The sequence below is a fragment of the Pseudomonas sp. B20(2017) genome (assembly GCF_002113125.1).
GTDB lineage: Bacteria > Pseudomonadota > Gammaproteobacteria > Pseudomonadales > Pseudomonadaceae > Aquipseudomonas.
Genome location: NZ_NEJP01000022.1, coordinates 33,442 through 58,813, shown reverse-complemented (window position 1 = coordinate 58,813; position 25,372 = coordinate 33,442). Strand labels below are relative to the sequence as shown.

At 60.9% G+C, this 25,372-nt stretch carries 19 protein-coding genes; 15 read left to right on the top strand and 4 right to left on the bottom strand.

From position 1 onward, the window contains the following. Positions 1-86: 86 nt before the first annotated feature. Positions 87-899, bottom strand: a complete 813-nt coding sequence (gene xthA, locus CAF63_RS25735) for an exodeoxyribonuclease III (RefSeq protein WP_085690036.1) — start codon at positions 897-899, stop codon at positions 87-89. 174 nt (positions 900-1,073) lie between these two features. On the opposite strand from xthA, the gene CAF63_RS25730 reads away from it, so the two are divergent. From CAF63_RS25730 to CAF63_RS25700, 7 genes are all read left to right on the top strand, one after another. Continuing rightward, on the top strand, positions 1,074-1,724 hold the full coding sequence (locus CAF63_RS25730) for an N-acetyltransferase (protein ID WP_007951503.1): 651 nt from the start codon (positions 1,074-1,076) through the stop codon (positions 1,722-1,724). A gap of 66 nt (positions 1,725-1,790) precedes the next feature. Further along, on the top strand, positions 1,791-3,518 hold the full coding sequence (locus CAF63_RS25725) for an autotransporter assembly complex family protein (RefSeq protein ID WP_085690034.1): 1,728 nt from the start codon (positions 1,791-1,793) through the stop codon (positions 3,516-3,518). After that, entirely contained in the window at positions 3,515-7,189 is a 3,675-nt protein-coding gene (locus CAF63_RS25720; protein ID WP_085690032.1) for a translocation/assembly module TamB domain-containing protein, read from the top strand. Before CAF63_RS25725 ends, CAF63_RS25720 begins: the two co-directional genes overlap by 4 nt. Before the next feature lie 244 nt (positions 7,190-7,433). Then, positions 7,434-7,916: a MarR family winged helix-turn-helix transcriptional regulator gene (locus CAF63_RS25715; protein ID WP_011334990.1), complete on the top strand. Its 483-nt coding sequence runs from the start codon at positions 7,434-7,436 to the stop codon at positions 7,914-7,916. Further along, positions 7,906-9,375: an efflux transporter outer membrane subunit gene (locus CAF63_RS25710; protein WP_085690030.1), complete on the top strand. Its 1,470-nt coding sequence runs from the start codon at positions 7,906-7,908 to the stop codon at positions 9,373-9,375. Before CAF63_RS25715 ends, CAF63_RS25710 begins: the two co-directional genes overlap by 11 nt. A gap of 15 nt (positions 9,376-9,390) precedes the next feature. Beyond that, positions 9,391-10,593 (top strand): efflux RND transporter periplasmic adaptor subunit, encoded by a 1,203-nt coding sequence (locus CAF63_RS25705; protein ID WP_085690028.1) that lies wholly within the window; start codon positions 9,391-9,393, stop codon positions 10,591-10,593. Between the two features lie 155 nt (positions 10,594-10,748). Then, entirely contained in the window at positions 10,749-12,278 is a 1,530-nt protein-coding gene (locus CAF63_RS25700; RefSeq protein WP_085690026.1) for a DHA2 family efflux MFS transporter permease subunit, read from the top strand. A 125-nt stretch (positions 12,279-12,403) separates the two neighbouring features. On the opposite strand, the gene lpxH is transcribed toward CAF63_RS25700, so the two are convergent. Further along, positions 12,404-13,159: a UDP-2,3-diacylglucosamine diphosphatase gene (lpxH, locus tag CAF63_RS25695; protein WP_085690024.1), complete on the bottom strand. Its 756-nt coding sequence runs from the start codon at positions 13,157-13,159 to the stop codon at positions 12,404-12,406. Next, positions 13,156-13,662, bottom strand: a complete 507-nt coding sequence (locus CAF63_RS25690) for a peptidylprolyl isomerase (protein ID WP_085690022.1) — start codon at positions 13,660-13,662, stop codon at positions 13,156-13,158. The genes lpxH and CAF63_RS25690 overlap by 4 nt, the downstream gene beginning before the upstream one ends. Before the next feature lie 269 nt (positions 13,663-13,931). On the opposite strand from CAF63_RS25690, the gene CAF63_RS25685 reads away from it, so the two are divergent. Both CAF63_RS25685 and cysS read left to right on the top strand, forming a co-directional pair. Beyond that, the gene (locus CAF63_RS25685) at positions 13,932-15,632 is read left to right on the top strand and encodes a glutamine--tRNA ligase/YqeY domain fusion protein (RefSeq protein ID WP_085690020.1); all 1,701 of its coding nucleotides are present in this window, start codon (positions 13,932-13,934) and stop codon (positions 15,630-15,632) included. A 20-nt stretch (positions 15,633-15,652) separates the two neighbouring features. Further along, positions 15,653-17,035: a cysteine--tRNA ligase gene (gene cysS / locus CAF63_RS25680; RefSeq protein WP_085690018.1), complete on the top strand. Its 1,383-nt coding sequence runs from the start codon at positions 15,653-15,655 to the stop codon at positions 17,033-17,035. A 123-nt stretch (positions 17,036-17,158) separates the two neighbouring features. Here the strand turns inward: cysS and CAF63_RS25675 are convergent, their stop codons facing one another. Next, positions 17,159-19,024: a sigma-54-dependent Fis family transcriptional regulator gene (locus CAF63_RS25675; protein ID WP_085690016.1), complete on the bottom strand. Its 1,866-nt coding sequence runs from the start codon at positions 19,022-19,024 to the stop codon at positions 17,159-17,161. A gap of 363 nt (positions 19,025-19,387) precedes the next feature. Here CAF63_RS25675 and CAF63_RS25670 point away from each other — a divergent pair, with 363 nt between their 5' ends. Genes CAF63_RS25670 through CAF63_RS25645 form a run of 6 tightly spaced genes read left to right on the top strand, consistent with a single transcriptional unit; the run spans position 19,388 to position 25,340 of the window. Beyond that, a complete protein-coding gene (locus CAF63_RS25670; protein WP_085690014.1) occupies positions 19,388-20,482 on the top strand; it encodes an ABC transporter ATP-binding protein in 1,095 nt (364 codons plus the stop codon). Then, the gene (locus CAF63_RS25665; RefSeq protein WP_007951488.1) at positions 20,482-21,594 is read left to right on the top strand and encodes an ABC transporter ATP-binding protein; all 1,113 of its coding nucleotides are present in this window, start codon (positions 20,482-20,484) and stop codon (positions 21,592-21,594) included. The genes CAF63_RS25670 and CAF63_RS25665 overlap by 1 nt, the downstream gene beginning before the upstream one ends. After that, positions 21,591-22,457, top strand: a complete 867-nt coding sequence (locus CAF63_RS25660) for a carbohydrate ABC transporter permease (RefSeq protein ID WP_007951487.1) — start codon at positions 21,591-21,593, stop codon at positions 22,455-22,457. The genes CAF63_RS25665 and CAF63_RS25660 overlap by 4 nt, the downstream gene beginning before the upstream one ends. A 9-nt stretch (positions 22,458-22,466) precedes the next feature. Next, on the top strand, positions 22,467-23,267 hold the full coding sequence (locus tag CAF63_RS25655) for a carbohydrate ABC transporter permease (RefSeq protein ID WP_007951486.1): 801 nt from the start codon (positions 22,467-22,469) through the stop codon (positions 23,265-23,267). Between the two features lie 10 nt (positions 23,268-23,277). Then, positions 23,278-23,550, top strand: coding sequence for a DUF2160 domain-containing protein (locus CAF63_RS25650; RefSeq protein WP_039767461.1), 273 nt, complete (start codon positions 23,278-23,280; stop codon positions 23,548-23,550). Positions 23,551-23,597: 47 nt separating this feature from the next. Then, positions 23,598-25,340 carry an ABC transporter substrate-binding protein gene (locus CAF63_RS25645; protein WP_007951484.1) on the top strand — a complete coding sequence of 581 codons (1,743 nt, stop codon included), beginning with the start codon at positions 23,598-23,600 and terminating at the stop codon, positions 25,338-25,340. Positions 25,341-25,372: the final 32 nt, after the last annotated feature.

Below are 25,372 nucleotides of genomic sequence, written 5' to 3'. Positions count from 1 at the left end.
CGAGCTTGCTCGCGATTGCGGTGTGCCAGTCAAGCTTTTGCAGCCTGACACTCTGCTATCGCGAGCAAGCTCGCTCCCACAGGATCTCAGCTCAATTCAAGCCAGATCGGCGCATGGTCCGAAGGCTTTTCCATTCCGCGCAGTTCATAGTCGACACCGGCCGCTTTCACCCGTGGCAGCAAGCCGTGGGACGCCAGAATCACATCGATGCGCAGACCACGCTTCGGCTCGTCTTCAAAGCCACGGCTGCGGTAGTCGAACCAGCTGAACATGTCGGTCACGTCCGGGTTCAGGTGACGGAAGCTGTCGGTCAGGCCCCAGTTTTTCAGGCGGGCCATCCACTCGCGCTCTTCCGGCAGGAAGCTGCATTTACCGGTTTTCAGCCAGCGCTTCATGTTGTCCGGGCCGATGCCGATGTCGCAGTCTTCCGGGGAGATGTTGACGTCGCCCATCACCACCAGCGGTTGTTCATTGTGGAACTGGCTTTCCAGCAACGCCTGCAAATCGCTGTAGAAGCGCTGCTTGGCCGGGAACTTGGTTGGATGGTCGCGGCTTTCGCCCTGTGGGAAATAGCCGTTCATGATTGTCATCGGCACGCCGTTGGCGTCGGCGAATGTGCCCCAGATAAAGCGTCGCTGCGCGTCTTCTTCATCGGTGGCGAAGCCTTTGTGCACGGCGATCGGTTCCTGGCGCGAGAGCAGGGCGACACCGTAATGGCTTTTCTGGCCGTGGAAATACACGTGATAACCCAGGGCCCGCACTTCTTCCAACGGGAACTGGTCGTCATGGACCTTGGTTTCCTGCAGGCCGATGACGTCCGGCTGATGCTTTTCGATCAGCGCCGCCAGCTGATGCGGACGGGCCCGCAGTCCGTTGATGTTGAAGGAAACGATCTTCATGGTCGGCAGTCCTGGCAAAAGGGCGATGCTAGCTGACATGTAGGATCTGGGCCAGCGTGGCGGTAGTCCATATGCGCTGCTAATGTCTTTCGGGTGTGGGAACGATCCCTTCAGCCCAAGGCTCGTATAACAAGAACGGGGCCTGTTGAGTCCCGTCCAGGGAGAATCACCGTCATGCCTGAAACCCAAACCGCCATTGCCGACATTCATATGCTCGACCGCGGCTATTCCCGTGAAGCGCGATCCCTTCTTTATCAGGCCTATCGTCACGAGCCGACGTTCGCTTACCTGTTCGAAGCCGAGCGCCCGGGTTACGAGCAGCGGGTGCGCGCGACGGTGCGGGAACTGGTTAAACAGCATTTCCTGCAGGATCTGCCGGCCATCGGCCTATTGGTCAACGACCGCTTGATCGGCATCGCCCTGATCGCGCCGCCGCAACGGCGTCTGGGTGTTACCGAGAGTTGGGCCTGGCGTCTGCGCATGGTGCTGAGCACCGGTTTTCGCTGCACCCGCCGTTATCTGGAATACCACGCTGCCGTTGAAGCCTGCGTACCGACCGACTCGGTGCACATGCTGCCGCTGCTCGGTGTGCATCCGCAATTTCAGGGCAAACACTTCGGCGAACAGCTGCTGCAAGCGGTGCACAACTGGTGCGCGGTGGACGAGAGCTCCCAAGGCGTGATCCTCGACACCGGCAACCCGCGTTATCTGGAGTTCTACAAGCGTCAGGGCTACGAGGAAATCGGCGAAGTCGCTGTCGGCCCGGTGCGCGAGCACGTGTTTTTCCACGCCAACCCGCAGGTGTTACAAACAGCAACGGGATGACCATCGAACTTTTTGGGAAATTTCCTGTTCTATCACGCTCCCAAGCCCGTGATAGCATCCGCGCCTATGAAGTTTCCAGGAAGATTTACCAGTGGCGTGCTCATGCTGTTAACCAGCTGCGCGGCGCTGGCGCAAAGTGAATTGGATGTGCGGATCAAACCGTCCAACGATGAACTGAAAGCCAATATAGAAGGCTATATCGGCAGCCTCGGCGATCGTGACGAAGAAGCCTTGCAACGCTTCAGTCGCGGCGCCGAAGAACAGGCGCGCAAGGCCGCCCAGGCTTTGGGTTATTACCAGCCGCAGATCGAAAGTGACGTCAAGGGCGGCGAAAAACCGCGTCTGGTGCTGAACATCGATCCCGGCGAGCCTATCCGTCTGCGCAACGTGACCGTGCGCATCGACGGCCCGGCGGCCTCCCTCAAATCCTTTCGAGTCCCCAAGAGTGACGTGCTCAAGCCCGGCGCGGTGCTCAACCATGGGCGTTACGAAGACGCCAAGCGCCTGATTCAGAACCAGGCGTCGCGCTATGGCTTCTTCAGCGGCCGTTTCACCAGTCAGAAATTGATGGTCGATCCCCGCGCGGGAGTCGCCGACGTCGAATTGATCTACGAAAGCGGCCCGCGTTATGCGCTGGGCAAAGTCAGTTTTGAAGGCGACACACCGTTCGACGAAGACCTGCTGCAACGCATGGTGCCGTTCAAGGCCGGCGATCCGTATGACTCCGAGCTGATCGCCGAACTCAACCGCGACCTGCAATCGAGCGGCTATTTCGAAGGCGTGCGGGTCGACGCCGCGCCGACCGCCGCAAAAAACGACGTGATCCCGGTGGACGTCAAACTCGACACCCGCAAGCCGCGCACCATGGGCCTGGGTCTCGGTTATTCCACCGACGTCGGCCCGCGAATCAAGGCCAACTGGACCCGTCACTGGGTCAACCCGCAGGGCGACAGTTATGGCTGGGAGGCCGAACTGTCGGCGCCACGGCAGAACGTCGGTCTGTTCTATGACATTCCGCTGGATCCGCCGCTGACCGACAAACTACGCTGGGCCGGCGGTTATCAATATGAGGACATCGACGGTTCCGACACCTTGAGCAAGCTGCTGACCTTCGGCCCGGAATGGCACAGCAAACTGCCGAGCGGCTGGCAGCGGGTGATCTCGCTGAAATGGCAGCGCGAGGAATACCAGCTCGGCGACGACTCCGGTCTGAGCACCTTGCTGATGCCCGGCGTCAGCTATTCCTACCTCAAGAGCGACAACCGCATCGACCCGCACAATGGCTATCGCCTGACCTTCGAGAGCAAAGTGGCGAAAGAAGGCCTCGGCTCGGACAACAACCTGGTTTACGGCACGGCGCTGGTCAAAGGCCTGACCACCGTGTTCGACAAGCACCGTCTGCTCGGTCGGGTGCAGGTCGGTGGTAGCGCCACCAACGGCTACAAATCGGTGCCGCCGTCGCTGCGCTTCTTCGCTGGCGGCGATCAGAGCGTGCGCGGTTACGACTATCAGAGCCTGTCCCCGGAGAACTCCGAGGGCGACCGCATCGGCGGGCGCTACATGGTGGCCGGCAGCGTCGAGTACCAATATTCGATTGCCGAGAAGTGGCGCGTGGCGACCTTCGTCGATCAGGGCAACTCCTTCAACAAACTCGAACTGCCAAACCTCAAGACCGGGGTCGGTATCGGTGTGCGCTGGGTCTCGCCGGTGGGGCCGATCCGCCTCGACCTGGCCCACGCGCTGGACGACGATGGCGGCATCCGGCTGCACTTTTCCATGGGGCCTGAGCTGTGAAGCGTGGTTTGAAAATATCGGCGCTGGCGCTGTTGTCGCTGGTGCTGCTGATTGTATTGAGCATCACCGCTGTGCTCGGAACGCAGGCCGGCAGCCGTTGGGTGCTGGGGTTGGTGCCGGGCCTGAGCGTCGACAATTTCCAGGGTCGTCTCGGCGGGCAGTGGAGCGCCGATCACCTGTTGTGGCAGCAGGACAGCAGCCGCGTAGAGCTGACCAAGCCGATCTTCGAATGGTCGCCGCTGTGCCTGACGCGAATGACCCTGTGCATCGAACAGCTCAAGGCCGATACCGTCAGCCTGCGATTCCCGCCGAGCGAAGAAGTCACCGAAAGCGGCCCGATCAAACTTCCTGATCTGCAATTGCCCGTGGCCATCGAGCTGGGCGACGTGCAGGTTGGCAGCCTGCTGTTCAACGGCAGTGAAGAACTGAAAGGCCTGCAACTGGCGGCGCACTGGACCGCCAAAGGCATGCAGATCGACAGCGTGAAACTGCAACGCGACGAGTTGAGCCTGAATCTGTCCGGCCTGCTACAACCGACCGGCAACTGGCCGCTGAACATCACCGGTGATCTGACCTTGCCGTCGCCGGCGCCCGAACCGTGGACGCTGGCGCTGAAAATCGACGGCGACCTGCTGAAAACCCTCAACTTGCACGCCGACAGCCATGGCTACCTCGACGGCCGGTTGAGCGGTGAACTGCAACCGCTGGTGGAAAATCTGCCGGCCAAGGTGCGGATCACCTCGGAGGCGTTCAAGCCGAGCGCCGACCTGCCGGACACCCTGCAATTCAATCAACTGGTATTGACCGGCGAAGGCGACCTGAAAAACGGTTACCAACTCCTCGGCAATGCGACGCTGCCTGCCGAGAAAGGTCCGGTGGCGTTGCTGCTCAAAGGCAAGGTCGACGCCAACGGCGCGCAGATCGCCGGCCTCGATCTGACAGCCAACGACAAGCAAAGCCTCAAGCTGACCGGCAATGTCGACTGGAGCAAAGGCCTCAGTGCACAGGCCAACATCAACTGGCTGGATTTTCCGTGGCATCGGCTGTATCCGGAAATCGACGAGCCGCAGGTCACGTTGCGTACCTTCACGGGCGAAGTCTCCTACACCGACGGTCAATACATTGGTAACTTTGCCGCCGCTGCAGATGGGCCGGCGGGGGCGTTCACCCTGAGCAGTCCGTTCAGCGGCAATCTCAAGCAGATCTTTCTGCCACAAGTGAAACTCGAAGCCGGGCAAGGCAAGGCCGAAGGCCATGTGAACGTGCAGTTCGCCGATGGCATTGCCTGGGACACCGCGCTGGAATTGTCGGCGCTCAACCCGGCGTACTGGGTTGCGGAGTTGCCGGGCACCCTGGCCGGCCCGTTGAAAAGCAAAGGCGAAATGAAGAACGAGCGCCTGAGCCTGAATGCCGACCTCGATCTGAAAGGCAAACTGCGCGGGCAACCGGCGATCCTGCAAGCCAAGGCCGACGGCGCTGGCGAGCAGTGGAATCTGAATGCCCTGCAAATCCGCCTCGGCGACAACAGCATCAACGGCAAGGGCAGCCTGCAACAGAAGCTCACCGGGCAAATCGACATCAAACTGGCACGTCTGGCCCAGCTCTGGCCGCAACTGCGCGGGCAGATCAACGGTCGGGTCGATGTCGCCGGTACGCTCAAGGCGCCGCAGGGCAAGCTCGGGCTGCAAGGTTCGCAACTGGCGTTCCAGGACAACCGCCTGCAAAGCCTCAACCTCGACGCCACCCTCGACAGCACGCAACGGGCGAAAATCGACCTCAAGGGCAGCGGGATTCAGGCCGGCGACACGTCGCTGGGCACCCTGACCGCCAGCGCTCAGGGCGATATCAAAAACCAGAAACTCAACCTCGACCTGCTCGGGCCTAAGCTGAAACTGGCGCTGGGCCTGGACGGCAACCTGGACAAAGGCAACTGGCGCGGGCGTCTGGCCAGTGGCGACATTCAGGCCGGCGGCCAGGACTGGAAGTTGCAAAACCCGGCGAAACTCGAGCGTCTGGCCGATGGCAAAATCAACTTCGGCGCCCATTGCTGGATGTCCGGCAATGCCAGCCTGTGTGGCGAAGACCAGCGCCTGATGCCGGAGCCGAAGCTGCGTTATCACCTCAAGCAATTCCCGATCGAAAGCCTGGCGCAGTGGTTGCCGAAAGATTTCGCCTGGCAGGGCAAGCTCAACGCCGACCTGCAACTGGACCTGCCGGCCAGCGGCCCGAACGGCGTGGTCAGCATCGACGCCAGCGGCGGCACCTTGCGCATGAAGGAAAAGGATCAGTGGGTCGACTTCCCGTACCAGACCCTCAAGCTCACCAGTAAACTCACGCCGAAACGCATCGACACCGACCTCAACTTCGTCGGTGGCAAGCTCGGTGAATTGATGGTGCAGGCGCAGCTCAACCCGCTGCCGAAGAACAAGCCACTCAGCGGTACATTCCGCCTCAGCGGACTGGATCTGTCGGTGGCGCGGCCGTTTGTGCCGATGGTCGAAAAACTCACCGGGCGCTTGAATGGCAGCGGCACGATTTCCGGCGGGCTGCTCGCGCCGCTGGTCAACGGCACCGTGCAACTCAGCGACGGCGAAGTGTCCGGGCCGGAGTTGCCGATCGAGCTGCAAGCGTTGCAACTGCAGGCGGTGATCGCCGGTGAGGCCGTGCAACTGAACGGCGGCTGGAAAAGTGGCAAGAGCGGGCAGGGCAGCCTGAACGGCAACATCGCCTGGGGCCAGGCGCTGGTGGTAGATCTGGCGCTCAAGGGCACGCAATTGCCGGTGACGGTCGAGCCCTACGCCAAGCTTGAAGTGGCGCCGGACCTGAAAATTTCCATGGCCGGCGATGAACTGGCGATTGCCGGCAAGGTGCTGGTACCGAAAGGCGAAATCACCGTGCGCGAGCTGCCGCCATCGACGGTGAAAGTCTCCGATGACACGATCATCGTCGGTGCGCAGACCGAAGAGGGCAAACCGCCGCTGGCGATGAAAATGGACATCGACGTGGTGGTCGGCCAGGACAAATTGAGCTTCGCCGGTTTCGGCCTGACCGCCAACCTGCAAGGCCAGGTGCACATTGGTGACAACATGGACACCCGTGGCGAGCTGTGGCTCAACGACGGGCGCTACCGCGCCTATGGTCAGCGCCTGACGGTGCGTCGCGCGCGTCTGCTGTTTGCCGGGCCGATCGATCAGCCGTATCTGGACATCGAAGCGATCCGCCAGACCGATGACGTGATCGCCGGTATCCGCCTGAGCGGCAGCGCCGAGCAGCCGACCACGCAGATTTTCTCGGAACCGGCCATGAGCCAGGAGCAGGCGCTGTCCTATCTGGTGCTGGGGCGTCCGCTGAGCACTACCGGCGAAGACAACAACATGCTCGCGCAGGCGGCGCTCGGTCTGGGTCTGATGGGCAGTTCCGGGGTCACCAGCAGTCTGGCCAGTGACCTGGGCATTCAGGACTTCCAGCTCGACACCCAGGGCAGTGGCAACACCACCAGCGTGGTGGCCAGTGGCAACATCTCCGAAAAGCTCAGTCTGCGTTACGGCGTCGGCGTGTTCGAACCGGCTAACACCATCGCCTTGCGCTACAAGCTGAGCAAAAAGGTCTACCTCGAAGCCGCCAGCGGCGTGGCCAGTTCGCTGGACATCTTCTACAAGCGGGATTTCTAGCCCGCGTTCCCTCCGAAACCGAGTCGCTCCTATCGCGAGCAAGCTCGCTCCCACACGGGATTTGTGAACGCCACAAAAACTGTGTGGGAGCGAGCTTGCTCGCGATGGCGGCCGCCTGCGTACATAAAAACCAGTCCATTGGTCAACTAATTACAAAGCAACCTAACTATTACGTTGACATTCGCTGCCTAGGCAGTAACATCTCGACATACATTCACTGCCTAGGCAGTTATTAGGTGCGTACATGAAGCATTTCACCCCGGATGAATTCCAGCATTGCCATCTCGGCCTGTTGCTCGGCCGTGCCGCTTTACTCAAGGACAAGATCATCGACACCCACATGGAACCCCACGGCATCACCGCCGCGCAGTTCAAGGTGTTGATCATCATGGCCCAGTTCGGCGTCGACACCCCGGCCGAGCTGTGCCGGCACCTGTCGCTGGACAGCGGTTCGATGACCCGCATGCTCGATCGTCTGGAGCAGAAAGGTTTCCTTGTTCGCCAACGCAGCGAAGGCGATCGCCGTCAGGTGCAACTCAAACTCACCGAGCAGGGCCAGCAACTGGCCGATCGCCTGCCGCACATCGGCGCCGATGCCATGAATGAACTGGCCGGCGCCGTGACCCCGGACGAGTTGAAAACCCTGGAATACATCCTCAAGAAAATTTTGCTGGCAGCCGGTGACCCGATCACCATCCAGCGGTTAGGTGAACACAATGAGCGGTAAAACCTTGCGCAGCAGCCTGACACTGGTGCTGTCGGCGATGATCCTCGCCGGTTGCGCCAACTACAGTGGCCTCGATACCCAGGGCGCCAGCCTCGATGCGAAAACCCTCAAGACCGGGCAATCGCTCAACGGCGTGACTCTGTCCCAGGCCGCGTGGCCGAAGAGCGACTGGTGGACCAGCCTCGGCGATCCGCAGCTCGACGGCCTGATCCGCGAAGCCCTGAAAGACAGCCCGGACATGCAGATCGCCGACGCGCGCGCCCATCAGGCCAGCGCCGCCGCGTATGCCGCCGATGCCGAGCGCTATCCGACCCTCGACGCCAGCGCCGGTATCAGCCGTTCGCGTCTGGCCAAGGATCAGGACCCGCGAGGGCAGGGCGACGCCTACGCCACCGTGCGCAACATCAGCGCCGGCTTCAATTACAACTTCGACCTGTGGGGCGGTCAGCGTGATGCCTGGGAAGCCGCACTCGGTCAGGCCCGCGCCGCCGAAGTCGACCGTCAGGCCGCGCAACTGACCCTGGCTGCCGACGTGGCCCGGGCCTACAGCGATCTGGGTCAGGCGCATATCGTTTATGACCTGGCCAACGAAGACCTCAAGCGCACTCAGCAGATGCTCGACCTGAGCCAACGTCGTTTGAGCTCCGGGATCGACAGCCAGTACCAGTTCCAGCAGACCCAAAGTCTGGAAGCCAGCTCCGAAGCCAGCCTGATCGACGCTGAAAAGCGCCTGAACAGCGCGAAAATCGCCCTGGCCGTGTTGCTCGGCAAAGGCCCGGATCGCGGCAACGAAATCGCCCGGCCGAAAGTCCTGCAAGCCAGCGCCGTCGCGCTGCCATCGGTGCTGCCGGCCGAACTGCTGGGCCGTCGCCCGGATCTGGTTGCCGCGCGCTGGCGTGTCGAGGCGGCGAGCAAGGACATCGACTCAGCCAAGACCCGCTTCTATCCCAACTTGAACCTGTCGGCTTCCGCGGGTGCCGAATCCTTGTTGGGGGACGCGATGTTCGGTTCCGCCAGTCGCTTCTTCAACATTGCCCCGACGATTTCGGTGCCGATCTTCGATGGCGGACGCTTGCGCGCCAACCTCGATGCCCGCGACGCCGATTACGACCTCGCCGTGGCGCAATACAACAAAAGCCTGGTGAAAGCCCTGGGCGATGTCAGCGACACGATCAACCAGTTGCGTGACATCGGCCGGCAGATCGGCGCCCAGCAGCATGCGACCGAGATTGCCCAGGACTCTTACAACACCGTCGTCCAGCGTTACGGTTCCGGCATCGGCAACTACCTGGACGTGCTCAGCATCGAGCAGCAATTGCTGCAGGCCCAGCGTCAGCTGGCCAACCTGAATGCCGAGCAGATCGACCTGTCGATTCAACTGATGCAAGCGCTGGGCGGCGGCTTCCAGGGTGAAACCCTGACCGCAGCCAACGCCACCCCAGCCACGCCGCACAACTAATTCAAGGTATTTGTCATGGCCACTGCCGAAAACACACAAGCTCAAGACAACGCCCAGGACTCTGGCAACCCGCGCAAACGCAAGGTGATGCTGCTGGTACTGGCCGTTGTGGTTGCCCTCGCCGGTGCCGGTGTCTGGGCGTATCACGAATTCATCGGGCGCTGGAGCGAAAGCACCGACGACGCCTACGTCAACGGCAACGTGGTGGAAATCACCCCGTTGGTGACCGGCACCGTGGTCAGCATCGGCGCCGACGACGGTGACTTGGTTCATGAAGGCCAGGTGCTGATCAACTTCGACCCGAACGACGCCGAAGTCGGCCTGCAAAGCGCTCAGGCGAAACTGGCCCGCACCGTGCGTCAGGTGCGCGGTCTGTACAGCAACGTCGATGGCATGAAAGCCCAGGTCAATGCGCAACAGGCCGAAGTGCAGAAAGCCCAGGACAACTTCAACCGGCGGAAAAACCTCGCGGCCGGCGGGGCGATTTCCCAGGAAGAACTGTCCCACGCCCGCGATGACCTGACCTCGGCGCAGAACGCCCTGGCTAACGCCAAACAGCAACTGAAAACCACCAGCGCGCTGGTCGATGACACCGTGGTTTCGTCGCACCCGGACGTGATGGCGGCGGCGGCAGAGTTGCGTCAGGCCTACCTGAACAACGCCCGCAGCACGCTGATCGCCCCCGTCACCGGTTACGTCGCCAAGCGCACCGTGCAACTCGGCCAGCGCGTGCAGCCGGGCACCGCGCTGATGGCGGTGATTCCGCTGGATCAACTGTGGATCGACGCCAACTTCAAGGAAACCCAGCTGCGTGACATGCGCATCGGCCAACCGGTGGAGATCGAGTCGGACATCTACGGCAGCGACGTGAAGTTCAGCGGCACCATCGACAGCCTCGGCGCGGGCACCGGCAGCGCGTTCGCCCTGTTGCCGGCGCAGAACGCTACCGGTAACTGGATCAAGATCGTGCAACGTGTGCCGGTACGGATTCACGTCAACGCCGAAGAGTTGGCCAAGCACCCGCTGCGCGTCGGTCTGTCGACCAATGTCGAGGTCAACCTGCACGACCAGAGCGGCCCGGTACTGGCCCAGCAGCCGCCGCAAAAGGCCTCGTTCAGCACCAACGTCTACGACCGCCAACTGGCCGAAGCCGACGCGATGATCACCCAGTTGATTCACGACAACAGCGCGGCGGTCAGCAAGACCGCGCAACGCTAATTCCTTCCCCCTGTGGGAGCGAGCTTGCTCGCGAAAGCGGTGTGTCATTCAGCATTAATTTATCGGACAGACCGCCATCGCGAGCAAGCTCGCTCCCACAAAGGTTACTGCGTCTGTAACAAGCGCGGCACCCGCCGAGTTCCAAAGGATTCGCGATGAGCAATAACGCCTCTTTCACGCCGCCCAGCCTGTTGCTCAGCACCATCGGCCTGTCGCTGGCGACCTTCATGCAGGTGCTCGACACCACCATCGCCAACGTGGCGCTGCCGACCATTTCCGGCAACCTCGGCGTGAGTTCGGAGCAGGGCACCTGGGTCATCACCTCGTTCGCCGTGAGCAACGCCATTGCGCTGCCGCTCACCGGTTGGCTGAGCCGTCGCTTCGGCGAGGTGAAGCTGTTTCTGTGGGCGACCATCCTGTTTGTGCTGGCTTCGTTCCTCTGCGGTATTTCCACCTCGATGCCGGAACTGATCGGCTTCCGCGTGCTGCAGGGCCTGGTGGCCGGGCCGTTGTACCCGATGACCCAGACGCTGTTGATTGCGGTGTATCCGCCGGCGAGGCGGGGCATGGCCCTGGCGTTGCTGGCGATGGTCACGGTGGTGGCGCCGATTGCCGGGCCGATCCTCGGCGGCTGGATCACCGACAGTTACAGCTGGCCGTGGATTTTCTTCATCAACGTGCCGATCGGGATCTTCGCGGTGATGGTGGTGCGCCAGCAACTGGCCAAACGTCCGGTGGTCACCAGTCATCAGCCGATGGATTACGTCGGGCTGATCACGCTGATCATCGGCGTGGGCGCCTTGCAGGTGATCCTCGACAAGGGCAATGACCTGGACTGGTTCGAATCGAACTTCATCATCATTGGCGCGGCGATTTCGGTGATCGCGCTGGCGGTGTTCGTGATCTGGGAAATGACCGACCAGCATCCGGTGGTCAACCTGCGGCTGTTCGCCTATCGCAACTTCCGCATCGGCACGCTGGTGCTGGTGTTGGGTTACGCCGGGTTCTTCGGCATCAACCTGATCCTGCCGCAGTGGTTGCAGACCCAGATGGGCTACACCGCGACCTGGGCCGGACTGGCGGTGGCGCCGATCGGCATTCTGCCGGTGCTGCTGTCACCGTTTGTCGGCAAGTACGCGCACAAGTTCGACCTGCGCCTGCTGGCCGGTCTGGCGTTCCTGGCGATCGGCCTGAGCTGCTTCATGCGCGCCGAGTTCACCAACGAGGTGGACTTCCAGCACATTGCCCTGGTGCAGCTGTTCATGGGGATTGGCGTGGCGCTGTTCTTCATGCCGACGCTGAGCATTCTGATGTCGGACTTGCCGCCGAGCCAGATTGCCGATGGCGCTGGTCTGGCGACGTTCCTGCGGACATTGGGCGGTAGCTTTGCGGCGTCGTTGACGACGTGGATCTGGATTCGCCGGGCGGATCAGCACCATGCCTATATGAGCGAGAGCATCAGCACTTATGAGCCGGCGACCCGTGAGGCGTTGAATCAATTGGGCGGGGCGAGCAATCCGGCGTATGCGCAACTGGATCATGTGCTGACCAGTCAGGCGTACATGCTTTCGACCGTGGATTACTTCACGCTTCTGGGATGGGGGTTCATGGGGTTGATTCTGATTGTGTGGCTGGCCAAGCCGCCGTTTGCTGCGAAGGCAGGCCCTGCGGCCAGCGGTCACTGAGTCCGGGGTCGCGCAAGATCGTTCCCACGCTCTGCGTGGGAATGCCTCAATGGACGCTCCGCGTCCGCTTCGGCATGGGACGCGGAGCGTCCCGGGCTGCATTCCCACGCAGAGCGTGGGAACGATCAGACGGTGGCGGTGGCGGGCAGTGAGGGCGGCGGCGCGAAGTCGAACGGCGCCAATGCAAACCCGTTCTCATCCACCTGCAACGCCCAGCCCTGACGATCCCAATCCCCCAGCACAATCCGCTTCGCTGCCTGATCGCCGATCTGCAACTTGTGGATCGCCGGGCGATGGGTGTGCCCGTGAACCAGGGTTTTTACCCCGTATTCCTGCATGATCCGCGGAATTTCCTCCGGCGTGACATCGACGATGTCATTGGCCTTCATCCGCGTCTGCGCCCGGCTTTCGCTTCGCAACTTGCGCGCCAGTTTGTGGCGGGTGCGCAAGGGCAGGTTGCGCAGGATGAACAGGCTGAGCGGGTTGCGCAGGTAACGGCGCAGCTTCATATAGGCTTCGTCGCGGGTGCACAGGCTGTCGCCGTGCATCAGCAACACCGGCTCGCCGTAAAACTGCACGACACTCGGGTCCTTCAACAGCGTGCAGCCGGCCTGTTTGCAGAAGGCTTTGCCGAGCATGAAGTCGCGATTGCCGTGCATCAGAAAAATGGCCGTGCCACTGTCGCTGAGTTCGCGCAGGGCCTGGCAGATGGAACGCTGGAAAGGGGTCATGGCGTCGTCGCCAATCCACGCCTCGAAAAAGTCGCCCAGAATGTACAACGCACTCGCCGAGCGGGCGCGTCCGGCGAGCAAATCCAGAAACGCCCGGGTAATGTCCGGGCGCTCCTCTTCCAGATGCAAGTCTGAAATCAGCAATATCACGCTTCGATGATCTCGGCTTTCTCGATGATCACGTCGTCTGCTGGTACGTCCTGGTGGCCTGCCTTGGACGTGGTGGAAACGCCTTCGATCTTGTCGACAACGTCGGTGCCCGCAACCACTTTACCGAACACGGCATAACCCCAGCCCTGAGCGGTCTTGGCAGTGTGGTTCAGGAAGCTGTTGTCGGAGGCGTTGATGAAGAACTGCGCCGAAGCCGAATGCGGGTCCATGGTACGGGCCATGGCGATGGTGTACTTGTCGTTCTTCAGACCGTTGTCGGCTTCGTTCTGGATGCTCGGGCTCTTGTCTTTCTTTTCTTTCATGCCTGGCTCGAAACCGCCGCCCTGGATCATGAAGCCTTTGATGACGCGGTGGAACACGACGTTCTCGTAGTGACCCTTTTTAACGTATTCGATGAAGTTGGCGGTGGTGACCGGCGCCTTTTCAGCGTCCAGTTGCAGGACGATGTCACCGAAGTTGGTGGTCAATTTAACTTGAGTCATGATCGTTACTCTTTATAAGTTGAAGCGCGTTTTATAAGGAATTCGTGGGTATTGGGACATTTGGGCCCCGTACCGGTTCAGCCCGTGAGGGCCAAGGTGCGCAGTTTAGCGTGACAGGCGCGAATTTCGAGGCTGTTTTTCAAAACCCGGCGATTAAATGCATTCCTTTTAAGCCCCGCTCTGTCAGGGGCTTGACAGCATCGGCTATGATAGCGGCTTTGTTTTGTCAGGCCCGTGTTCCGGCCGCGCACTGTACGTTCAAGGATCCTATGAGCAAGCCCACTGTCGACCCTACCTCGAATTCCAAGACCGGCCCTGTCACGCCGGTCAATTTCCTGCGCCCGATCATCCAGGCGGACCTGGACTCGGGTAAGCACACGCAGATCGTCACCCGTTTCCCGCCTGAGCCCAACGGCTACCTGCACATCGGTCACGCCAAGTCGATCTGCGTGAACTTCGGCCTGGCCCAGGAGTTCGGCGGCGTTACTCATCTGCGTTTCGACGACACCAACCCGGCCAAGGAAGACCAGGAATACATCGACGCGATCGAAAGCGACGTCAAATGGCTGGGCTTCGAATGGTCCGGCGAAGTGCGCTACGCCTCGCAATACTTCGACCAATTGCACGACTGGGCGGTAGAGCTGATCAAGGCCGGCAAGGCCTACGTCGACGACCTGACCCCTGAGCAAGCCAAGGAATACCGCGGCAGTCTGACCGAGCCGGGCAAGAACAGCCCGTTCCGCGACCGTTCGGTGGAAGAGAACCTGGACTGGTTCGCCCGCATGCGCGCAGGCGAGTTCCCGGACGGTGCCCGCGTACTGCGTGCCAAGATCGACATGGCCTCGCCGAACATGAACCTGCGCGACCCGATCATGTACCGCATCCGCCACGCCCATCACCATCAGACCGGTGACAAGTGGTGCATCTACCCGAACTACGACTTCACCCACGGTCAGTCGGACGCCATCGAAGGCATCACTCACTCGATCTGCACCCTGGAGTTCGAAAGCCATCGTCCGCTGTACGAGTGGTTCCTCGACGCACTGCCAGTGCCGGCGCGTCCGCGTCAGTACGAATTCAGCCGTCTGAACCTCAACTACACCATCACCAGCAAGCGCAAGCTCAAGCAACTGGTTGACGAGAAACACGTCAACGGCTGGGACGATCCGCGCATGTCGACGCTGTCGGGCTTCCGCCGTCGTGGCTACACCCCGGCGTCGATCCGCAACTTCTGCGAGATGATCGGCACCAACCGTTCCGACGGCGTGGTCGACTTCGGCATGCTCGAGTTCAGCATCCGTCAGGATCTGGACGCCAACGCCCCGCGCGCCATGTGCGTGCTGCGTCCGTTGAGAGTCGTGATCACCAACTACCCGGAAGACCAGGTCGAGAACCTCGAACTGCCGCGTCATCCGCAGAAAGAAGAACTCGGCGTGCGCCAGCTGCCGTTCGCCCGTGAAATCTACATCGACCGCGATGACTTCATGGAAGAGCCGCCAAAAGGCTACAAGCGCCTGGAGCCGAACGGCGAAGTACGTCTGCGCGGCAGCTACGTGATCCGTGCCGACGAAGCGATCAAGGACGCCGACGGCAACATCGTCGAGCTGCGTTGCTCGTACGATCCGGACACCCTGGGCAAGAACCCTGAAGGCCGCAAGGTCAAGGGCGTGATTCACTGGGTGCCGGCCGCTGCCAGCATCGAGTGCGAAGTGCGTCTGTACGATCGCCTGTTCCGTTCTCCGAACCCGGAGAAGGCCGAGGACAGCGCGAGTTTCCTGGACAACATCAACCCTGACTCACTGCAAGTGCTGACCGGTTGTCGTGCTGAACCCTCGCTGGGCAATGCACAGCCGGAAGACCGTTTCCAGTTCGAGCGCGAAGGCTACTTCGTCGCGGATATCAAGGACTCGAAACCAGGTCAGCCGGTATTCAATCGTACCGTGACCCTGCGCGATTCGTGGGGCCAGTGATCAAGTCTTAAGGAAACACCGTGCTTACGATCTACAACACGCTCACCAAGAGCAAAGAAGTCTTCAAGCCGCTGGATGGCAACAAGGTGCGCATGTACGTCTGCGGGATGACCGTGTACGACTACTGCCACCTGGGCCACGGCCGCAGCATGGTCGCGTTCGACCTGGTGACCCGCTGGTTGCGGTTCAGCGGTTATGACCTGACCTACGTGCGCAACATCACCGACATCGACGACAAGATCATCAACCGGGCCAACGAGAACGGCGAGTCGTTCGAAGCGTTGACCGAACGCATGATCGCGGCGATGCACGAAGACGAAGCGCGCCTGAACATCAAGAAGCCGGACATGGAGCCGCGCGCCACGGATCACATCCCTGGCATGCACGCGATGATCCAGACCCTGATCGACAAGGGTTACGCCTACGCCCCGGGCAATGGCGACGTGTACTACCGCGTCGGCAAGTTCATGGGCTACGGCAAGCTGTCGCGCAAGAAGATCGAAGACCTGCGCATCGGTGCGCGGATCGAGGTCGACGAAGCCAAGGAAGATCCGCTGGACTTCGTGCTGTGGAAAGGCGTCAAGCCGGGTGAGCCGAGCTGGGAATCGCCGTGGGGCGCCGGGCGTCCGGGCTGGCACATCGAGTGCTCGGTGATGTCCACCTGCTGCCTCGGTGAGACCTTCGACATTCATGGCGGCGGCAGCGACCTCGAGTTCCCGCACCACGAAAACGAAATCGCCCAGAGCGAAGCGGCCACCGGCAAGACCTACGCCAACGCGTGGATGCATTGCGGCATGATCCGTATCAATGGCGAGAAGATGTCCAAGTCCTTGAACAACTTCTTCACCATTCGCGACGTGCTCGACAAGTACCACCCGGAAGTCGTGCGTTACCTGCTGGTGTCGAGCCACTACCGCAGCGCGATCAACTACTCGGAAGACAACCTCAAGGACGCCAAGGGCGCACTGGAGCGTTTCTACCACGCGTTGAAAGGCCTGCCCAACGTGGCGCCGGCTGGCGGCGAAGCGTTCGTCGAGCGTTTCACCACGGTGATGAACGACGACTTCGGCACGCCGGAAGCCTGCGCGGTGCTGTTCGAGATGGTGCGTGAGATCAACCGCCTGCGCGAGAGCGATCTCGATGCAGCCGCCGGTCTGGCGGCGCGCCTGAAAGAACTGGCCAGCGTGCTGGGTGTGTTGCAGCTCGAAGCCGATGACTTCCTGCAGGCCGGCGCCGAAGGGCGTGTCGATGCAGCCGAAGTCGAGGCGCTGATCGCTGCGCGTCTGGCGGCACGTGCCGGCAAGGACTGGGCCGAATCCGACCGCATCCGCGACCAGCTCACCGCCATGGGCGTGGTGCTGGAAGACGGCAAGGGCGGCACGACCTGGCGTCTGGCTGACTGATTGCTGCACCTGTTACAAACAAAACCCGCCTTGTGCGGGTTTTTGTTTTTCTGACCGATTGATCGTTCGACGACTCGACATGATCGTTCCCACGCAGAGCGTGGGAATGATCACGTGGGGTGCTCAGTTCTCAAGTTGCCGCAATCGCTTGTAGAGGGTATTGCGGCTCACCCCCAACCTTCGCGCCAGATGGGAAATATTGCCCCCGGCCAGCTGCAACTCCCGGTTCAACGCCTCGGCATCGTTCAGATCGATGCCCAACGGCTCGGCCACCTCTACTGGCTCCATCTCCAGATCGACAAAAAAGTCGTCCGGCAAATGCTCGGGTCGAATCGGTTGTTCCTCGGCCATCGCCAGTGCCACCTGCATCACACTGCTGACCTGACGCAGATTGCCCGGCCACGGGTGCCGTTCAAACAGTTCCAGCACCTCGCGACTCAATCCCGCCCACTGCGACGGCTCGCGATGTTGTTCCCACAACCGTTTGAACAGCGCCTGCTTGTCGCTGCGCTCGCGTAGCGGTGGCAATTCCAGGGTCAAACCGCCGATGCGGTAGTACAGATCTTCGCGAAAGCGCCCCAGTTGCACCTGTTCCCTGAGCGAGCGGTTGGTGGCTGAGATGATCCGCAGATCCACCGGAAACAGCTCGCTGCTGCCCACCGGTTGCACGCAGCGCTCCTGCAACACCCGCAACAGGCGGGCCTGGGTCGGCAGTGGCATGTCGCCGATTTCATCGAGGAACAGCGTGCCTTTGTCGGCCTTGCGGATCAGGCCGATGCTGCCTTTCTGGTTGGCGCCGGTGAATGCGCCTTTCTCGTAGCCGAACAGCTCCGACTCCACCAGTTCGGCGGGGATCGCCGCGCAGTTGACGGCGATGAACGCCTGTTTGCTGCGGGAGCTGGCCTGGTGCAGGGCCTTGACGAAGACTTCCTTGCCGACCCCGGTTTCCCCGTGAATCAGCAGCGGAATGTCCTTTTCCAGCAGCCGCTCGGCCTGGCGCACGGCTTTTTCCACGCGGCTGTCGCCGAAGTGCAGCGTGCTCAGGCTGATGGCCGTCGGTACGGCAATTTTCGGTTCGGCTGTTCTGGCTTCAGCGGTTCTTGTTTCAGTGAAGACGCGCGCCTGAATCGGCGCCTGTTTAGGCCGTTTCAACAAACACTGGAAACGATTGCGCCCGGAAGTCTGCAAGGCGAACGGCAATCCGTCCGGCTGATTGATCAACTCCAGCAACGACACCTTGAACAGGCTTTCAACACTGACCCGCGACAACCGCACACCCAACAGATTGTCGGCCCGGCGGTTGGCCGACAGCACCTGACCGCTCTCATCAAAGATCAGCAGCCCGGCCCATTGGCTGTCGAGGTTGTTCAACCCGGTGTTGAAGGTCAGTTGAAAGTGCTGGCCGTGGAACAGGTTGAGGATCAGTCGGTTTTCCACGGTCTGGCTCATCATCTTGACCATGCCGAGGGTGTGCGACGGCGGCAGATAACTGTCGCTGGACACATCGAGCACGGCGATGACCTTGCGCTCGGCATCGAAAATCGGCGCGGCGGAACCGGTCATGAAACGGTTGGCCTTGAGAAAGTGTTCATCGTGTTCGATGTGCACCGCCTGCTCGCAGGCCAGCGCCGTGCCGATGGCGTTGGTGCCGCTGGCGCGTTCGATCCAACTGGCGCCGGCCTGAAAACCGCGCGCCAGGTTCGGCTCGATGAAGCGCTGTGTACCCCAGGAAGTCAGCACCTGGCCCTGATTGTCGGCCAGCATGATCAGGCAGTTGGAGTTGCTCAGGATGTTCTCGTAATACGGCAGCACTTCCTGGTGAGTGGTCTGCACCAGCGAATGATGACGGTCGAGCAACTGCGCGATGCCGGCGGCGGGCAACTGATCGAAAGCCGGGGCGCTTTGATGATTGAGACCGAAGGCGCGGCAACGGGACCAGGAGTCCTGGACGATCGCATCGTGGGAAAGCGGCGGGGCAGGTGCGGCCATGGCAGTCAGCCTCTGAATACAGCATTTTTATTATTGTTATTGAGATCTCTGTGGGAGCGAGCTTGCTCGCGATAGCGATGTGTCAGTTACATCAACGGTGAATGACATACCGCCATCGCGAGCAAGCTCGCTCTCACAGGATCCGTGCCAAAAAGCATCCATAGAGTGTTGTTCACGATTGTTCATTGTCAATCGCCCGACTGTTCAATTGTTCATTCGTAACTGTTCATTTGTGTTCAGCTACGAACCACGGTTTGCGTGGCTTGCAGCGAATTCGACGGTAAATCAAAGGCTTGCCGTTTCTGGCACGAATGTCGCTCTACAGGACAGGTCGCTTGACTCCAATAATAAAAAGGCCGAGCCATGTCACTCACCCTGGAGCACGTCAGCCGCACCGTCGAGGGCCAGACCTGGATCGACGATGCGAGCCTGAAATTCGAACCTGGATCCTTCAATGTTTTGCTCGGGCGCACGCTGTCCGGCAAGACCAGTCTGATGCGTCTGATGGCCGGTCTGGACAAGCCCGACAGCGGTCGCATCCTGATGAACGGCGTCGACGTCACCCAGCGTCCGGTGCGTTTGCGCAACGTGTCGATGGTCTATCAGCAGTTCATCAATTACCCGACCATGACGGTGTTCGAGAATATCGCCTCGCCGCTGCGCCAGGCCGGGATCTCCAACGAGCAGATCCAGAGCAAGGTGCAGGAAACCGCGAAGATGCTGCGCATCGAGAAGTTTCTGAAGCGCTATCCGCTGGAACTCTCCGGCGGCCAGCAACAGCGCACGGCCATGGCCCGGGCGCTGGTCAAGGATGCCGAACTGATTCTGTTCGACGAGCCGCTGGTCAACCTCGACTACAAACTGCGCGAAGAACTGCGCCAGGAAATGCGCGAGCTGTTCAAGGCACGCCACACCATCGCCATCTACGCCACCACCGAACCCAACGAAGCGCTGGCGCTGGGCGGCACCACCACCATTCTTCATGAAGGCCGGGTGATCCAGAGCGGCCCGTCGACCGAGGTCTATCACCAGCCGAAAACCGTGCTGGCGGCCGAACTGTTCTCCGAGCCGCCGATCAATCTGATGCCGGGACGCATCGCCGGCAACGAAGTGAGTTTCGCCAACTTCGTACACTTTCCGTTGAACGTCGATCTGCGGCCGGTGGGCGAGGGCGAGTTCCGTTTTGGCGTGCGCCCGAGCCACATCTCGCTGGTGCCGAGCAACGATGACGACCTGGAACTGGCGGTGACCGTCGAGGTGGCGGAGATCAGCGGCTCGGAAACCTTCCTCCACGTGCGCAACGAGCATTTCCTGCTGGTGCTGCATCTGCCGGGTGTTCACGAATACGACGTCGATGCGCCGATCCGCATCTATATCCCGACCCATAAACTGTTTGTGTTCGATGCGCAGGGCCGTCTGGTGCAGGCACCGGGCCGGCGTGTCGCGAGGGTTGCCTGATGGCTGAAATCCGTTTGCAGCACCTCGCCCACAGCTACAGCAAAACTCCGAGCGGGCCCGAGGATTACGCGATCCGCGAGATGGACCACATCTGGGAGCAGGGCGGCGCCTATGCGTTGCTCGGCCCTTCGGGCTGCGGCAAGTCGACCTTGCTCAACATCATTTCCGGCCTGCTCAGTCCTTCCCAGGGCCATGTGCTGTTTGACGGCAAAGCGGTCAACGACCTGACCCCGGAGAAGCGCAACATCGCGCAGGTGTTCCAGTTCCCGGTGGTGTACGACACCATGACCGTGTTCGACAACCTGGCCTTTCCTTTGAGAAATCAGGGCCTGGCCGAGGCGAAAGTGCACAGCAAGGTGCAGGAAATCGCCGAAGTCCTCGACCTGCAGAACCTGCTGAGCAAAAAGGCGCGCAACCTCACCGCCGACGAAAAACAGAAAGTCTCCATGGGCCGTGGTCTGGTGCGCGATGACGTCTCGGCGATTCTGTTCGACGAGCCGCTGACGGTGATCGACCCGCACCTGAAATGGAAACTGCGGCGCAAGCTCAAGCAGATCCACGAGCAGTTCAACATCACCATGGTCTACGTCACTCACGATCAGCTGGAGGCGTCGACCTTCGCCGATAAGATTGCGGTGATGTACGGCGGGCAGATCGTCCAGTTCGGTACGCCACGGGAATTGTTCGAGCGGCCGAGCCACACCTTTGTCGGCTACTTCATCGGCAGTCCGGGGATGAACCTGATCGAAGTGCAGCCGCAACCGGGCGGGGTCGGTTTCAACTCGACTCATCTGCCGCTGTCCGACGGCTTGCAGCGCCATATCGAACACGGGCAATGGAAAAATCTGAAGGTCGGCATCCGTCCCGAGTTCATTCATGTGTGGGACGAGCCGTTTGATGACGCGATGCAGGCGCGGGTCGTACACGTCGAAGACCTCGGCACCTACAAGATCATGACCCTCGATCTGGATGGCGCGCCGCTGAAAGTGCGTCTGGCCGAGGACAAACCGGTGCCGCAGGGCACGGCGTACATCAGTTTCCCGGCGCAGTGGCTGATGGTTTACGCCGACGAATTTCTGCTGGATGCCACCGACAGCGAGGTACAGCCATGAACAAGGTGCAGAACAACAAGGCCTGGTGGCTGGTGCTGCCGGTGTTCCTGCTGGTGGCCTTCAGTGCGGTGATCCCGATGATGACCGTGGTCAACTATTCGGTGCAGGACATCTTCGACCAGTCCAGCCGCTACTTCGTCGGTGCCGACTGGTACAAGCAGGTGCTGCTTGATCCGCGCCTGCACGACTCGTTGCTGCGTCAGTTCATCTACTCGGCGTGTGTGCTGCTGATCGAAATCCCGCTCGGCATCGCCATTGCGCTGACCATGCCGACCAAGGGTCGCTGGTCGTCGGTGGTGCTGATCGTGCTGGCGATCCCGTTGCTGATTCCATGGAACGTGGTTGGCACCATCTGGCAGATTTTCGGCCGCGCCGACATCGGCCTGCTCGGGTCGAGCCTCAACGCCATGGGCATCAGTTACAACTACGCGGCCAACACCATGGACGCCTGGGTCACGGTTTTGGTGATGGACGTCTGGCACTGGACTTCGCTGGTGGCGCTGTTGTGTTTCTCCGGGCTGCGGGCGATTCCCGATGTGTATTACCAGGCCGCACGCATCGACCGGGCTTCGGCCTGGGCCGTGTTCCGGCACATTCAGTTGCCCAAGTTGAAGAGCGTGCTGCTGATCGCGGTGATGCTGCGCTTCATGGACAGCTTCATGATCTACACCGAGCCGTTCGTGCTCACTGGCGGCGGGCCGGGTAACTCGACGACCTTCCTGAGTCAGACCCTGACCCAGATGGCCGTAGGCCAATTCGACCTGGGGCCGGCGGCAGCATTCTCGCTGGTGTACTTCCTGATCATCCTGCTGGTGTCCTGGCTGTTCTATACCGCCATGACCCACAACGATGCCAACCGCTGAGGCCCGGCCATGAGCAAAAGAAAGCTGATTCCCCTGCTGCTCTACATCCTGTTCCTGCTGGTGCCGATCTACTGGCTGCTGAACATGTCGTTCAAGAGCAACACCGAAATCCTCGGCGGACTGACCCTTTTCCCACAGGATTTCACGCTGGCGAACTACAAGGTGATCTTCACCGACCCGAGCTGGTACACCGGCTATATCAATTCGCTGTACTACGTCAGTCTGAACACGATCATTTCCCTGACCGTGGCGCTGCCGGCGGCCTACGCGTTTTCGCGCTACCGCTTTCTCGGTGACAAGCACCTGTTCTTCTGGCTGCTGACCAACCGCATGGCGCCGCCGGCAGTATTCCTGCTGCCGTTCTTCCAGCTGTATTCGTCGATCGGCCTGTTCGACACCCACATCGCCGTGGCGCTGGCGCACTGCCTGTTCAACGTGCCGCTGGCGGTGTGGATCCTCGAAGGTTTCATGTCCGGTGTGCCAAAGGAAATCGACGAAACCGCCTACATCGACGGCTACAGCTTTCCCAAGTTCTTCGTGAAGATCTTCATTCCGCTGATCGGCTCCGGCATCGGTGTGACGGCGTTTTTCTGCTTCATGTTTTCCTGGGTCGAACTGCTGCTGGCGCGCACGCTGACCTCGGTGAACGCCAAACCGATCGCGGCGGTGATGACGCGCACGGTATCGGCATCCGGCATTGACTGGGGTGTACTGGCGGCGGCGGGGGTGTTGACTATTCTCCCCGGCATGCTGGTGATCTGGTTCGTTCGCAACCACGTGGCCAAGGGCTTTGCCCTGGGCCGGGTCTGAGGAACTGATGATGGAATGGATGAGCTGGACCGTCCCGACGGCGGCGTTTTTCATCGTGATCGGTTTGATCCTGGTGGGCATGACCACCTGGGAATTGCGCTCGCCGAGCATCTTGCGGCGAGGGTTTCTGCCGATTGCCACCACCCGTGGCGATCGCTTGTTCATCGGTCTTCTCGGCAGCGCCTACCTGCATCTGCTGGTAATCGGCGTGACCGACTGGAGCATCTGGGTAGCGTCCGCGTTGTCCCTGGTGTGGCTGTTGGCTGTGATGCGTTGGGGCTAGTCGAATCGCTCGGCAATCGTGCTCCGAAAACCTAACAGGAGGTCTCTATGTTCGATAAGAAAAATAAGCTGCGACATAGCATTTCATTGGCAGCCATGCTGGCACTCAGCGGTTTGAGCGCGTCCGCCTGGGCCGACGCCTACGAAGATGCCGCAAAAAAATGGATCGGCAGCGAGTTCAAGCCGTCGACCCTGACGGCCGAGCAGCAACTCGAAGAACTGAAGTGGTTCATCAAGGCGGCCGAGCCGTTTCGCGGGATGGACATCAAGGTCGTCTCGGAAACCCTGACCACCCACGAATATGAATCCAAGGTGCTGGCCAAGGCCTTCAGTGAAATCACCGGCATCAAGCTGACCCACGACCTGCTGCAGGAAGGCGACGTCGTGGAAAAAATGCAGACCGTGATGCAGTCGGACAAGAACATCTACGATGGCTGGGTCAACGACTCGGACCTGATCGGTACGCACTTTCGCTACGGCAAGACCGAATCGATCACCGACCTGATGGCCAACGAAGGCAAGAACTTCACCTCGCCGACCCTCGACATCAAGGACTTCATCGGCATCTCCTTCACCACTGCGCCGGACGGCAAGATCTATCAATTGCCCGACCAGCAGTTCGCCAACCTGTACTGGTTCCGCGCCGACTGGTTCGAACGCGCCGACCTGAAAGCCAAGTTCAAGGAAAAGTACGGCTATGAACTGGGCGTGCCGGTGAACTGGTCGGCCTATGAAGACATCGCCAAATTCTTCAGCGAAGACGTCAAGGAAATCGACGGCAAACGCATCTACGGGCACATGGACTACGGCAAGAAAGACCCGTCGCTGGGCTGGCGCTTCACCGATGCCTGGTTCTCCATGGCCGGTGGCGGCGACAAGGGCATTCCCAACGGTTTGCCGGTGGACGAGTGGGGGATTCGCGTCGAGGATTGCCACCCGGTCGGTTCCAGCGTGACCCGCGGCGGCGACACCAACGGCCCGGCGGCGGTGTTCGCCACCACCAAATATGTCGACTGGCTGAAGAAGTACGCGCCACCGGAAGCGGCGGGCATGACCTTCTCCGAGTCCGGCCCGGTGCCGTCCCAGGGCAACATCGCCCAGCAGATCTTCTGGTACACCGCCTTCACCGCCGACATGACCAAGCCGGGCCTGCCGGTGGTCAACGCCGACGGCACGCCGAAATGGCGCATGGCGCCGTCGCCGCGCGGACCGTACTGGGAAGAGGGGATGAAACTCGGTTATCAGGACGTGGGCTCGTGGACCTTCATGAAATCCACGCCTGAGAAACAGAAACTCGCGGCCTGGCTGTACGCGCAGTTCGTGACTTCGAAAACCGTATCGCTGAAGAAAACCATCGTCGGCCTGACGCCGATTCGTGAATCGGACATCAACTCGCAAGCGATGACCGATCTGGCGCCGAAACTCGGTGGTCTGGTCGAGTTCTATCGCAGCCCGGCCCGCGTGCAATGGACGCCGACCGGCACCAACGTGCCGGATTATCCACGCCTGGCACAACTGTGGTGGAGCCACATCGCCGAGGCCGCCAGCGGCGAGAAGACCCCGCAACAGGCCCTCGACGGTCTGGCCAAGGATCAGGACGCGATCATGACCCGTCTGGAGCGCTCCAAGGCCCAAGCGGTGTGCGCACCGAAAATGAACCCCGAGCGCGACGCGCAATACTGGTTCGACCAGCCGGGCGCACCAAAACCGAAGCTGGCCAACGAGAAACCGAAAGGCGAAACCGTGAGCTACAACGAACTGCTCAAGTCGTGGGAGGCGGCACGCAAGTAAGCGCTTTTGCGGGACGGAACGGCACCTTCGGG

What these genes read in the sequence shown, in the direction of transcription:
- CAF63_RS25645 (WP_007951484.1), top strand. Translation starts at nt 23,598, where the DNA reads ATGTTCGATAAGAAAAATAAGCTGCGACATAGCATTTCATTGGCAGCC.
- CAF63_RS25710 (WP_085690030.1), top strand. Translation starts at nt 7,906, where the DNA reads ATGAGCGGTAAAACCTTGCGCAGCAGCCTGACACTGGTGCTGTCGGCG.
- CAF63_RS25665 (WP_007951488.1), top strand. Translation starts at nt 20,482, where the DNA reads ATGGCTGAAATCCGTTTGCAGCACCTCGCCCACAGCTACAGCAAAACT.
- CAF63_RS25655 (WP_007951486.1), top strand. Translation starts at nt 22,467, where the DNA reads ATGAGCAAAAGAAAGCTGATTCCCCTGCTGCTCTACATCCTGTTCCTG.
- CAF63_RS25715 (WP_011334990.1), top strand. Translation starts at nt 7,434, where the DNA reads ATGAAGCATTTCACCCCGGATGAATTCCAGCATTGCCATCTCGGCCTG.
- CAF63_RS25700 (WP_085690026.1), top strand. Translation starts at nt 10,749, where the DNA reads ATGAGCAATAACGCCTCTTTCACGCCGCCCAGCCTGTTGCTCAGCACC.
- CAF63_RS25725 (WP_085690034.1), top strand. Translation starts at nt 1,791, where the DNA reads ATGAAGTTTCCAGGAAGATTTACCAGTGGCGTGCTCATGCTGTTAACC.
- CAF63_RS25705 (WP_085690028.1), top strand. Translation starts at nt 9,391, where the DNA reads ATGGCCACTGCCGAAAACACACAAGCTCAAGACAACGCCCAGGACTCT.
- CAF63_RS25690 (WP_085690022.1), bottom strand. Translation starts at nt 13,662, where the DNA reads ATGACTCAAGTTAAATTGACCACCAACTTCGGTGACATCGTCCTGCAA.
- CAF63_RS25730 (WP_007951503.1), top strand. Translation starts at nt 1,074, where the DNA reads ATGCCTGAAACCCAAACCGCCATTGCCGACATTCATATGCTCGACCGC.
- CAF63_RS25685 (WP_085690020.1), top strand. Translation starts at nt 13,932, where the DNA reads ATGAGCAAGCCCACTGTCGACCCTACCTCGAATTCCAAGACCGGCCCT.
- CAF63_RS25670 (WP_085690014.1), top strand. Translation starts at nt 19,388, where the DNA reads ATGTCACTCACCCTGGAGCACGTCAGCCGCACCGTCGAGGGCCAGACC.
- CAF63_RS25650 (WP_039767461.1), top strand. Translation starts at nt 23,278, where the DNA reads ATGGAATGGATGAGCTGGACCGTCCCGACGGCGGCGTTTTTCATCGTG.
- CAF63_RS25660 (WP_007951487.1), top strand. Translation starts at nt 21,591, where the DNA reads ATGAACAAGGTGCAGAACAACAAGGCCTGGTGGCTGGTGCTGCCGGTG.
- xthA (WP_085690036.1), bottom strand. Translation starts at nt 899, where the DNA reads ATGAAGATCGTTTCCTTCAACATCAACGGACTGCGGGCCCGTCCGCAT.
- CAF63_RS25675 (WP_085690016.1), bottom strand. Translation starts at nt 19,024, where the DNA reads ATGGCCGCACCTGCCCCGCCGCTTTCCCACGATGCGATCGTCCAGGAC.